11 protein-coding genes are annotated in these 11,408 nt (G+C 73.6%); 4 read left to right on the top strand and 7 right to left on the bottom strand.

Going from position 1 to position 11,408, the window contains the following annotated elements; translation table 11 throughout:
• Positions 1 to 99 precede the first annotated feature (99 nt).
• The 4 genes from ACI789_RS24450 to ACI789_RS24435 all read right to left on the bottom strand — a co-directional run bounded on the left by ACI789_RS24450 (position 100) and on the right by ACI789_RS24435 (position 5,248).
• Positions 100 to 1,182, bottom strand: coding sequence for a maleylacetate reductase (locus ACI789_RS24450; protein WP_457012147.1), 1,083 nt, complete (start codon positions 1,180 to 1,182; stop codon positions 100 to 102).
• Positions 1,179 to 2,378 carry an FAD-dependent monooxygenase gene (locus tag ACI789_RS24445; protein ID WP_457012146.1) on the bottom strand — a complete coding sequence of 400 codons (1,200 nt, stop codon included), beginning with the start codon at positions 2,376 to 2,378 and terminating at the stop codon, positions 1,179 to 1,181. Before ACI789_RS24445 ends, ACI789_RS24450 begins: the two co-directional genes overlap by 4 nt.
• Before the next feature lie 166 nt (positions 2,379 to 2,544).
• Entirely contained in the window at positions 2,545 to 3,543 is a 999-nt protein-coding gene (locus tag ACI789_RS24440) for an ABC transporter substrate-binding protein (RefSeq protein ID WP_457012145.1), read from the bottom strand.
• 55 nt (positions 3,544 to 3,598) lie between these two features.
• Positions 3,599 to 5,248 carry a flavin-containing monooxygenase gene (locus ACI789_RS24435; RefSeq protein ID WP_457012144.1) on the bottom strand — a complete coding sequence of 550 codons (1,650 nt, stop codon included), beginning with the start codon at positions 5,246 to 5,248 and terminating at the stop codon, positions 3,599 to 3,601.
• 131 nt (positions 5,249 to 5,379) lie between these two features.
• Here ACI789_RS24435 and ACI789_RS24430 point away from each other — a divergent pair, with 131 nt between their 5' ends.
• Complete coding sequence (locus ACI789_RS24430; protein ID WP_457012143.1) at positions 5,380 to 6,162, top strand: IclR family transcriptional regulator; 783 nt, start codon at positions 5,380 to 5,382, stop codon at positions 6,160 to 6,162.
• Between the two features lie 60 nt (positions 6,163 to 6,222).
• Here ACI789_RS24430 and ACI789_RS24425 read toward each other — a convergent pair whose 3' ends face one another.
• The 3 genes from ACI789_RS24425 to ACI789_RS24415 are packed head-to-tail and all read right to left on the bottom strand — an operon-like array spanning position 6,223 to position 8,737.
• Positions 6,223 to 7,044 (bottom strand): ABC transporter ATP-binding protein, encoded by an 822-nt coding sequence (locus ACI789_RS24425; protein ID WP_456919485.1) that lies wholly within the window; start codon positions 7,042 to 7,044, stop codon positions 6,223 to 6,225.
• Positions 7,045 to 7,100: 56 nt separating this feature from the next.
• A complete protein-coding gene (locus ACI789_RS24420; protein WP_457012142.1) occupies positions 7,101 to 7,874 on the bottom strand; it encodes an ABC transporter permease in 774 nt (257 codons plus the stop codon).
• Positions 7,874 to 8,737 carry an ABC transporter permease gene (locus tag ACI789_RS24415; RefSeq protein WP_457012141.1) on the bottom strand — a complete coding sequence of 288 codons (864 nt, stop codon included), beginning with the start codon at positions 8,735 to 8,737 and terminating at the stop codon, positions 7,874 to 7,876. The genes ACI789_RS24420 and ACI789_RS24415 overlap by 1 nt, the downstream gene beginning before the upstream one ends.
• Before the next feature lie 353 nt (positions 8,738 to 9,090).
• Here ACI789_RS24415 and ACI789_RS24410 point away from each other — a divergent pair, with 353 nt between their 5' ends.
• The 3 genes from ACI789_RS24410 to ACI789_RS24400 form a co-directional block, all read left to right on the top strand.
• Positions 9,091 to 9,909 (top strand): IclR family transcriptional regulator domain-containing protein, encoded by an 819-nt coding sequence (locus tag ACI789_RS24410; protein ID WP_457012140.1) that lies wholly within the window; start codon positions 9,091 to 9,093, stop codon positions 9,907 to 9,909.
• Positions 9,906 to 11,147: an MFS transporter gene (locus ACI789_RS24405; protein ID WP_457012139.1), complete on the top strand. Its 1,242-nt coding sequence runs from the start codon at positions 9,906 to 9,908 to the stop codon at positions 11,145 to 11,147. The genes ACI789_RS24410 and ACI789_RS24405 overlap by 4 nt, the downstream gene beginning before the upstream one ends.
• Before the next feature lie 23 nt (positions 11,148 to 11,170).
• Positions 11,171 to 11,408: CoA-transferase (locus ACI789_RS24400; protein WP_457010195.1), on the top strand; the 238-nt coding region annotated here is incomplete at its 3' end.

Here is an 11,408-nt window from a genome sequence, read left to right as displayed (position 1 = left end):
CAACACCATGATCGCGGGGTCACCCGCGTGCGCGGCGAGATCACGTCATCCCCCCCCGAACCCTCCCGGATGCCGCCGAGATCACGTGATCTCGGGCCGTCAGAGGTGCAGCGGCGGTGGGGACTCTCCCGCCCAGGCCGCGTGCAGCAGCGCCTCCACCCCTTCGCGGGTGACCGGCCGCGGGTTGGCGTACGGACTCGCCACGGCGAGCTCGGCGATCCGCGGGACGTCCTGCTCCGCCATGCCGAGCTCGGCCAGCGACATCGGCGCCCCCAGCACCCCGGCGAGCTCCCACAGCGCCCGCGCCGGGTCCGGGACGCCGCCGAGCGCCCGGCTGAGCGCGGCGACCGCCCGGGGCGCGGCCGGCTGGTTGAACGCCAGCGCGTGCGGCAGGACGACGGTGTGCGTGGGCGCGTGCGGCAGGTCCAGCGTGCCGCCGAGGGTGTGGCACAGCTTGTGGTGCAGCGACATGGTGGTCGCCCCGAGCACGGACCCGCACAGCCAGGACCCGTAGAACGCGTCGGTGCGGGCGGCCAGGTCGCCGCCGTCGGCCACGATCGCCGGGAGCGCGGCCGTCAGCGCGCGCACCGCCTCCTCGGCCATGAGCGCGACCACCGGGTTGGTGTCCGGGGCGTAGAGCCCCTCGACGGCGTGGGCCAGCGCGTTCACCCCGCTGGTCACCGACAGGTCCGGCGGCAGGCCGAGGGTGAGCTCGGGGTCGTAGAGGGTGGCCTGCGGCAGCACGCGCGGGTCGCGGCCGGTGCGCTTGGCCCCGCCCTCGGTCAGCCCCCAGACGGGCGTCAACTCCGAGCCGGAGTACGTGGTCGGCACCGCGACCAGCGGCAGGCCCGGGTCGAGCGCGAGCGCCTTGCCCAGCCCGATCGCCGAGCCGCCGCCCACGGCGACGCACCCGTCGGCCGCCAGTTCCCGCGCCCGGTCCCGGGCCCGGCCGGCGACCTCCACGGGCACGTGCATGCGGGCCTCGGCGAGGACGCCCACCGTCCGCTCGCCGAGCAGCGCCGCCACCCGTCGTCCCAGGTCCTCGTGGTGCGGACCGCACACCACCACGACCCGGGAGAGCCCCAGCGCGGCCACCTCCTCGGGCAGCCGGTCGAGGACGCCGGCCCCGAACACCACCCGGGTGGGCAGCGACCGGTGGACGAAGGACAGCCGGTCGCTCACGCCCCGGCTCCCGCGGTCGCGTCCTGCACGTCGCCCCGCGCCGCGGCCTCGGCGTCGTACCCGTACAGCCAGGCGTTGTGGGCCAGGGGGTCGTCGCCGGCGAACGCGTCGTCGCGGGCCCGCTGCTCGGGACCGTCGGGCAGGTGGTGGTGCGCCTGGCGGCCGCGGCTGGCCTGCTGCAGCTGGGTCGCCCGCGGGACGCGCACGGCCTCGTAGCGGGCCAGCGCGTCGGGCACGCTGCCGGCGGAGGCCAGGCAGACCGCCAGCGCGGCCGCGTCCTCCACCGCCTGCGCGGCTCCCTGGGCGAAGAACGGGAACATCGGGTGCGCGGCGTCGCCGAGCAGCGCGAGCCGGCCCGAGGTCCAGGTCGGGATCGGCTCGCGGTCCAGCAGGGCCCAGCGGCCGACCTCGCCCGCGGCGGCGATGAGCGCCTCGAGCCGCGGGTCCCAGCCGGCGAACTCCGCGGCGAGGTCCTCGACCCGGCCCCGCGACTCCCACGACTCGACGTCGAAGTCCCCGGCCGGGGAGAAGGCGACGAGGTTGACCAGCCGGCCGCCGGACACCGGGTAGTGCACGAGGTGGTGCCCCGGTCCGAGCCACAGCGTCTGCACCGGACGGCGGGCCAGGTCCGGCGCGGCCTCGGCGGGGACGAGCGACCGCCAGGCGCAGATCCCCGAGTACCGCGGCGGCTCGGGCTGGGCGACCGCGCCGCGGAGCGTGGAGTGGATGCCGTCCGCGCCCACCACGACGTCGGCGGTCCGGGCGGTGCCGTCGGCCAGCACGAGGCGGGCCGTGTCGGCGTCCTGCTCGACCCCGGTGACGCGTGCGCCCAGGTGCAGGGCGTCGGCGGGTACCACCGAGAGGAGCAGGTCGAGCAGGTCGGCCCGGTGGACCACCCAGGTGTCCTCGCCGTACATGGCGGCCGAGTCGGCCAGGTCCTGGCTGAACAGCACCCGGCCGTCCTCCCAGCGGCGGAACTCCCAGCCGACCTCCAGCCGGACGCCGCGTCCCTCGAGGCCGTCGGCGAGCCCGAGCCGGCGCAGCAGGCGCATGAGGTTGGGCGCCACGACCAGCCCCGCGCCGATCTCCCGGTACTGGCGCGCCTGCTCGTGCACCGAGACCTCGATCCCGGCGCGGTGCAGGAAGGCGGCCGTGGCCAGCCCCCCGATCCCGCCACCCGCGATGGCCACCCGCATGCCGTCCGTCCTCCCCGTCTGCCGACCCACCCGGCGTACCGGCCGCCGGACGCCCGCGATCCTGCGGCTCCGCACCGGCTCCCCGCCAGGACTCTTCCACCAGCCGATCGTCGAGGGGCCACGCCGCCCCGGTCCCACCCGGACCGGGGCGGCGTGGCCGGGTGGGTCAGTCGCCGGCGACGATCAGCTCGGCGGTGTCCACCTCACCCTCGACGAGTCCGTACTCCCGCATCAGCTCCTCCACCTGGCTGATGCCCTCCGGCTGGTCGTCCTCGGCGAACACGACGGGGTTCAGCCCGGCCGCCACCTCGGGGGTCAGCTGGGTGTACGTCGGGACCACCTCCGCGACCAGGTCGGGCTGCTCGGCGATCCTCGCGATCGCCTCGTCCATGGCGGCCTGGAAGGCGGCGACGGTGTTGGGGTTCTCCGCGGCGAACGGCGCGGAGGTGATCCAGCCGGCCACCGGCAGGTCCTCGGTGGGCCCGGCGAACACGTCGAGCACGAGCTGCGCCTGCTGGGTGTCGGTGCCGATGCTCACGAACGGCTCCACCAGCCACGCCGCGTCGACGTTGCCCGAGGCCATGCCGGGGAGGAACTCCGGCGGCGCGAGCTCGACGAACTCGACGCTGTTCGGGTCGACGCCGTTCTCCTCCAGGGCGGCCCGGGTCGTCAGCTCCATGATGTTGCCGAGGCCGTTGATCGCGATGCGCTTGCCCGCCAGGTCCGCGGGGCTGCTGATCCCGCTGCCCGGCAGCGCGTACACGCCCTGCACGCCGGGACGGTCGTTCTCGCGGACCACCCGCAGCGGCAGCCCCTGCGACGCGGCCTGCACGACCGACACGTAGTTGCTGTAGGCGAACTGGGAGTCCCCGGAGACGAGCCCGGTGATCAGGCCGGCTCCCCCGCCCGCGGCCACCTGCGGGGTCACCGTCAGGCCGTGCTCCTCGAAGAGCCCCTCCTGGACCGCGACGTAGAACGCCGCCACCTCGGCGAACGGCTGCACCCCGACGGTGATCTCCGTCGTCTCCGGCGCCGCGGTCGCGCCGCCGGACCCGCTCGCCGAGGCGGCGGGCTCGTCGGACGAGCCGCCGCAGGCGGCGACGGACACGGACAGGACGAGCGTGGAGACCGCCAGCGCGAGCCGGGTGGTGGAGGAACGCTTCACTGGATTCCTTCTCTCGGAGGGCAGGTGGACGGGTGGTGCGGGCGGGGGTGGGTCCTCACGTGAACAGGAACCCCTCGTAGTCCTTGGCGGCCACGTCGTCGGCGATCTGCCGGTAGGTGCCGACGCCGCCGACGTAGGGCATGAAGACCCGCGGCTTGCCGGGGGTGTTGGCGCCGAAGAACCAGGAGTTCGGGGAGCGGGGGTAGAGCGTCCGGTGCGCCACCTCGTCGACGTGCTCGACCCAGGCCTGCTCGGCCTCGGCGGTGGCCTCGATCCGCCGCACCCCGCGGAGGTCGGCGTCGGCGAGCAACCCGGTGATCCACTCCACGTGCTGCTCGATGCTGTTGACCATGTTGCTGAACACCGAGGGGCTGCCCGGGCCCGCCACGACGAACAGGTTGGGGAAGCCGGCCGGGGCGACGCCGAGGTAGCTGCGCGGACCGTGTGCCCACTTCTCCTGCAGGGTGCGTCCCCCGAGCCCCCGGATGTCGATCTTCAGCATCGAGCCGGTCATCGCGTCGAAGCCGGTGGCGAAGATGATCACGTCGAGCTCGTACTCGGCCTCCGAGGTGGCCAGGCCGGTGGGGGTGATCCGCTCGATGGGCGCGTGCCGCACGTCGACCAGGGACACGTTCTCCCGGTTGAACGTCTCGTAGTAGCCGGTGCCGGAGCACAGCCGCTTGGTGCCGAAGTGGAAGCCGCGCGGCGTGAGCAGCTCGGCCACCGCGGGGTCCGAGACGATCTCCCGGATCTTGCCGCGCACGAACTCGGCGCACTCCTCGTTGGCGGCCGGGTCTACGAGGATGTCGGAGAAGGCCCGCATCATGTACAGGCCGCCCAGCTGCCAGCGCAGCTCGAACTCCCGCTGCCGCTCCTCGGCCGACACCTCCATGGCCTTCTTCGGGTTGCTCAGCTGGTTGTGCCCGAACCCGGAGACGCGGGCCTTCGCCCGGCGTTCCGGGTACTCCGCCTTCCACTCCCGCTCGACCTCGGCGACCATCGGGTAGTTCTGCGCCGGCATGCAGAAGTTGGCGGTGCGCTGGAAGACCGTCAGGTGCCCGGCCTGCTCGGCCACGAGCGGGATCAGCTGGGTCCCCGAGGAGCCGGTGCCGATGACGCCCACCCGCTTGCCGGTGACGTCCACGCCCTCGTGCGGCCAGTCCCCCGTGTGGAACCACTCGCCCTGGAAGCCGTCGAGGCCCTCGATGGCCGGCACCTGGGCGACCGACAGGACGCCGGTGGCGAGCACGCAGTGGCGCGCGGAGACGACGACGCCGTCCTCGGTGCGCACGGTCCACCGATCGGCGGTCTCGTCGAACGTCGCCGCCGCCACCCGGCTGTCGAGCCGGATGTCCCGCCACAGGTCGTGGCGGTCGGCGACGTGGTGGATGTAGCGGAGCAGTTCGGGCTGGGAGGCGTACCGCTCCGACCAGTGCCACTCCTGCTGGAGGTCCTCGTCGAAGGAGTACGAGTAGTCCAGGCTCTCGATGTCGCAGCGGGCGCCCGGGTAGCGGTTGTGGTACCAGGTGCCCCCGATGTCGCTGCCGGCCTCGAAGACCTGCACGCTCCAGCCCAGCTGCCGCAGGCGGTACAGGGCGTACAGCCCGGCGAAGCCGGCGCCGACCACGACCGCGTCGACCTCCCGCGGCACCCCGGCGTCCTCCGACCCGATCAGGTGCGTGTGCACCTGCTGCTGCTCTGCCACGTGTCGCCTCCCGCACAGTCGTCCTCGAGCGAGCACGACTGTCGCGGCGGCTCCGCGTCCTGACCACGCCACTTCTCATCTGGCGAGAACCTCGTGGTGGTCGGAGTCACACCCGGTGCGACCATCGCCGGGTGACCGACGCCGCGTCCCGGGAGAACCTGCTCACGCGAGCGGTCCGCATCCTCGAGGCCTTCGACGCCGACCACCCCGCGATGCCGGTCGCCACGCTGGCCCGCCGCGCCGACCTCCCCACGCCGACGACCTACCGCCTGGTCGACCAGCTGGTGGCGCTCGGAGTGCTGGAGCGGGCGCCCCACCGCGGGGTGCGCGTCGGGCGGCGGCTGTGGGAACTGGCCTCCCGCTCCTCGGAGACCGTCGGGCTGCGGGACGCCGCGATGCCCTACATGGACGACCTGCACGCCGTCGTCAAGCAGCACACGCAGCTGGCGGTCCTCGAGGGCGACGAGGTCCTCTACCTGGAGCGGAAGTCCTCCCGCGGGGCCGAGGTCGTCAACATCACCCGGACCGCCAGCCGGTTGCCGGCGCACGCCTGCTCCTCCGGCCTGGTGCTGCTGGCGCACGCCAGTGCCGGCGCCCAGGAGCGGGTGCTCTCCTCGCCGCTGCGCAGGATGACGCCGATGACGGTGACCGACCCGGCGGAGCTGCGGCGGCTGCTGGCCGAGACGCGGTACCGCGGTCACGCGGTCGTGCGGGGGTGGGTGCACGAGGAGGCCGCCGGGGTGGCGGTCCCGATCTGGGGCCCCGACGGCGAGGTCGTCGCCGCGCTGTCGGTCATCATCCCCTGCGAGGAGGCCCGGTCGGCCGCCGTGATCCCGGCGCTCCTGGCCACCGCGCGCGGCATCGGGCGGGCACTCGCCACACCCCCGCGGTCCGCCGCGTCACGGCCCGTCTGAGCCGGGGACGCCGCGAGCCCGGCACCCCGTGACGGGGCGCCGGGCTCGCGGGCGCTGCGGTCAGGCCGAGGGCTGGCCGATGACGGCCGGCGCGTGGGTGTCGACCGCGCCGGGGGTCTCCTCCTTCGGCCGGTGGATCTGCGAGTAGACCTGCGCGCGCAGCTCGGCGAAGCGCTGCGAGGAGCGGGTGTGCAGCTGGTCGCGCTCGTCGGGCAGGTCGATGGCGAGGTCCTGGCGGATCACCGTCGGCGAGTTGGACAGGATGAGCACCCGCTGCCCGAGGTAGACCGCCTCGTCGATGTCGTGGGTGACGAACAGGGTGGTCACCTGGAAGCGGTGCCACAGGTCGCGGATGAGGTCCTCGAGGTCGGCGCGGGTCTGCGCGTCGACCGCCGCGAACGGCTCGTCCATGAGCAGCACCTGCGGCTCGTAGGCGATCGCGCGGGCGATCGCCACGCGCTGCTGCATGCCGCCGGAGAGCTGCCACGGGTAGGCGCTGTGCGCCTCCTTGAGCCCGACCGCCGCGATCGACTCCTCGACCAGCTCCTTGCGGCGGGCCGCCGGCACCTTCCGCTGCTTGAGCGGCAGCTCGACGTTCTCGCGCACCGTCATCCAGGGGAACAGGCTGCGGCCGTACTCCTGGAAGACGATCGCCATGCCCGGCGGCGGGCCGACGACCTTCTTGCCGTCGAGCACCACCGAGCCCGAGGTGGGCTCCAGCAGCCCGGACATGCACTTGAGCAGCGTTGTCTTGCCACAGCCCGAGGGGCCGACCAGGCAGACCAGCTCGCCCTTGTCCAGGGTGAAGGTCAGGTCGCGGACGGCCTCGACCGTCCGGGACTTGCCCTCGTAGACCTTCTTGAGGCCGGTGACCTCGAGCATCGCGTTGCGCCTTCCGTTCGGGAGAGTTCAGGAGTGTCGGGGGTGCGGCCGTGCGGTCAGCCGGCGCGCTGAGCGCGGCGCAGGCCGTGGTACCAGGCCAGCCACCGGTTCTCGACGATGCGGAACAGCAGGGAGAGCAGGAACCCGAGCAGGCCGAGCATGAGCATGCCCGCCCACATCTCCGGGATGGCGAAGCTCCGCTGTGCCTGGACGATGGCGAAGCCCAGGCCGTCGCTGGCGGCGAACAGCTCGCTGATCACCATCAGGATGATGGCCACCGACAGGCCCTGCCGCAGGCCGGCGGCGATCTGCGGGCTGGCCGCCGGGAGGATCAGGTGGCGCAGCCGGGCCGCGCCGCTGATCCGGTAGGTGCGGGCGGTGTCGGACAGCACGCTGTCGACCGCGCGCACGCCCTCGGCGGTGTTCAGCAGGATCGGCCACATGCACCCGAACGCGATGACGACGATCTTCATCGTGTTCTCGATGCCGAAGACCAGCATGAGGATCGGGACGATGACCGGCGGCGGGATGGCGCGGAAGAACTCCAGCACCGGCTCCAGCAGGTCCCGCAGCCGCTTGTACGTGCCGATCAGCACGCCGAGGGTGACCCCGATCAGCGCGGCGATGAAGTAGCCGGCCGCCAGCCGCAGCAGGCTGGGCACCACGTCGTTGGCCAGCCGCGGGCCGAACCACTCCTCGACCAGGCTGTCGATGATCCGGGACAGCGGCGGGAAGTAGAAGTCGGTGCTGCTGGCCGACGTGACCCACCACAGCACGAACAGGATGACCGGCAGCGCGAAGGTGAAGCCGATCCGACGCACGACCCGCATCAGAGGGCCACCTCTCCACGCTGGGACGGGTGCCAGCTCAGCGCCCGCCGCTCGATGAACCGGAACACCAGGTTGACGGCCACGCCGAGCAGACCGGTGACGACGACCAGCGCGTAGGTGGCGGCGATCGCGCCGCTGCTCTGGGCGACCGCGATCCGGTTGCCCAGACCCGGGTTGCCGATGACCAGCTCGGCGGTCACGGCCAGGATGAGCGCGACCGACGCCGACAGGCGCAGACCGGTCATGACGTAGGGCAGCGCCGTCGGCCAGGTGACGTAGCGGATCCGCGCGAGGAACCCGAAGCGGTAGGCGCGGGCGGTGTCCTGGGCGACCGGGTCGACGTCCTGCACGCCGTAGAGCACCTGGATGAGCATCTGCCAGAACGCCGCGTAGACGACCAGCAGCAGCTTGCTCTCGATCTGGGTGCCGAACAGCAGCACCGCCAGCGGGATCAGCGCGACCGACGGGATCGGCCGCAGGAACTCGATGGTGGAGGCGGTGAACTCGCGCAGGAAGTGCGAGCTGCCGATCACGATGCCCAGCACCACACCGGCGACCGCCGCGATGGCCAGGCCCAGGGCCCAGCCCTGCAGCGTGTCCAGCAGCGCCGTCCAGAAGTCCGGCTGCCCCAGCTGGTCGATCAGCGCCGACCCGATCTGCGAGGACGTCGGGAAGAACTGGTTGGGCAGGACGCCGATGCGGGGCAGCACCTCGAACAGCAGGACGAGGGCGATGAGGCCGATCGAGCCGAGCAGGATCGGCGAGCCGGCGACCGACCGTTTGGCCGGCGGCTTGGGCGCGACGCCGGCGTCGGGGTTGTCGGCGGCCGGCTCGTAGACGGTGACGGGCGCGGAGTCGGTCACGGCCGCGTCACCGCCGGGCCGGCATCCCGGACACCGCTACGGTGGGCCGACCCGCCAGGGGCGGGGGCCGCGCCGCGGACGGCGGACGACGGCGGCGCGGCCGCGGGGACCGCTGGGGTTCGGAGCATCGGCGCTCTCCCGGGAGCTTCAGGTGGGGGGCCAGCAGTTGTTCGCCCTGCGAACCACTGTTCTTAGTGAGAACGGAAACAGGTGACCCGCCTCACCGTCAAGCCTCAGTTTCGGGACGTGATCCCGCCGTGATGCTGGGTCACGCCTGCTTGCCGAACACCCGTTCACTCTGCGCACAATGTGACGCAGAGCGCAAACCGGCGCTCCAGCTCAGGAGGAGCCGCGTGGAGATCGCCGACCTGCCCCAGGACCCCGCCGTCCTGCCGGTACGCGACAGCACGTTCGTGCAGTCGCTCGACCGCGGGTTGGCCGTCATCCGGGCCTTCGACGCCGACCACCCCCGGCTCGGCCTGTCCGAGGTCGCGCGCGCCACCGGGCTGACGCGGGCCGCAGCGCGGCGTTTCCTGCTCACCCTCGTGCAGCTGGGCTACGTGCGGATGGACGGCCGGGAGTTCTCGCTGCGCCCCCGGGTGCTCGAGCTGGGCTACTCGTACCTGTCCGGGCTCACCCTGCCCGAGGTCGCCGAGCCGCACCTGGAGACCTTCGTGACCCAGGTGAACGAGTCGTCCTCGGTGTCGGTGCTGGACGGCGACGACATCGTCTACGTGGCCCGGGTGCCGACGAAGCGGATCATGACCGTGCTCATCGCGGTCGGCACCCGCTTCCCCGCGCACCCGACGTCGATGGGCCGGGTGCTGCTGGCGGGCCTCCCCCACGCCGAGCTCGCCGCCTACCTGCAGCGGGCCGAGTTCACCGTCCACACCGACCGGACGATCACCGACCCGGTCGAGCTGCGGGCCGAGGTGGAACGGGTGCGCCGGCAGGGCTACGCGCTCGTCGACCAGGAGCTGGAGGCCGGCCTCCGCTCGGCGGCCGCGCCCATCCGCAACGCCGACGGCCAGGTGGTGGCGGCGGTCAACGTCTCGGTCCACGCGAGCCGGACGTCGATGGAACAACTGGAGGACGAGCTCGTCCCGAGGCTGCTCGAGACGGCGCGGCACATCGAGCAGGACCTGCTCCAGACCGGGCGCCCGCGGTCGTGACCTCCCCGGAAGAGCACCGGTCCCGCCGGTGGTGGGTCTGGCTCGCGCCGGCTGCCGCCCTCGTCCTCGTCGCCCTCTGCCTGCGCGCGCCCTTCGCCGCGGTCGGCCCGCTGCTGGGTGAGCTCAGCGCCGAGCTGGCGGTGCCGACGTCGGCACTGGCGGTCCTCACCGCGCTGCCGCTGATCTGCTTCGGCCTGGTCTCGCCCACCGCGCCGGCGCTCGCCGCGCGACTCGGGGTGCACCGCGCCGTCCTGGCGGGGGCGCTCGTCCTCACCGCCGGCGTCGCACTGCGGCTGGCCGGCACCTGGGGGCTCTACGCCGGCACGGTGCTGCTCACCGGCGGGATCGCCGTGGTGAACGTGCTGTTGCCCGCAGCCGTGCGCGCCGAGTACGGCCCGCGCAGCGCACCGGTCCTCGGCGCCACGACGGCGTCCATGGCCCTGTCGGCCAGCCTCGGCGCCGGGCTCGCCCAGCCGCTGGCCGACGCCGCGGGGAGCGCCGTGGGCGGCCTGGCGCTCTGGCTCGCGCCGGTGGCGGTCGTCACCGTCGTCGTCGGCGTGCTGGCCCTGCGCCGACGGGACCCGGTCGGTGCTCCCGCGGCCGCGCGGCTCCCGGTCGCCGCCGTCCTGCGCGATCGCGTGGCGCTCGCGGTGACCGCCTTCATGGGCCTCCAGTCGCTGACCTTCTACGCGATGCTGACCTGGCTGCCCGACGTCCTCGAGGACGACGCCGGGGTCTCCGCGGTGGCCGCCGGTGGACTGCTGGCCCTCGCCGCCGCGGTCGGCGCGCCGTGTGCCCTCGTCGTCCCGCCGCTGGCCGCCCGCCGACCCGGCCAGGTCCCGTGGGTGCTCGGCTGCAGCGTGCCGATCCTGGTCGCGCTCGTCGGCCTGCTCGTGGCCCCGGCCGCGGCGCCGGCGGTCTGGGCGGTGCTGTACGGCCTGGGCACGGGCCTGTGCTTCCCGCTGGCCATGACGCTGGTCCTGGTGCGCACCCGGGACGTCGCGCAGACCGGCCGGCTCTCCGCGGCCGCGCAGAGCGTCGGGTACCTGTTGGCCGCCACCGGCCCCCTGGCCGTCGGCCTGCTGCACGACGCGACCGGCGCGTGGCGGCCGAGCATGGCGCTGCTGCTGGTGCTGCTGGTCCTCCAGGTGGCCGTCGGGGTGTCCGCGGCCCGGCCCCGCCTGGTCACCGAACGGGTGCCGGAGGAGGCCGCGGAGCCCTCCCCCGCACGATCCTGACCGACGACGACAGGAGTTCTCTGGTGGACAAGGTGGTGGGCAGCGCCGCTGAGGCGGTGGCCGACGTGCCCGACGGCGCGGTGCTGGCCGTGGGCGGGTTCGGGTTGTGCGGGATCCCGTACGCGCTGATCGATGCGCTGCTGGACAAGGGCGCCACGGACCTGACCACGATCAGCAACAACTGCGGCGTGGACGACGCCGCGCTGGGAGTGCTGCTCTACGCCGGGCGGATCCGCAAGACGATCTCCTCCTTCGTCGGCG

This window comes from Geodermatophilus sp. SYSU D00965 (assembly GCF_054050075.1).
Note: the sequence above shows the minus strand (reverse complement) of the source record. Positions and strands in the feature narration are given on the sequence as shown.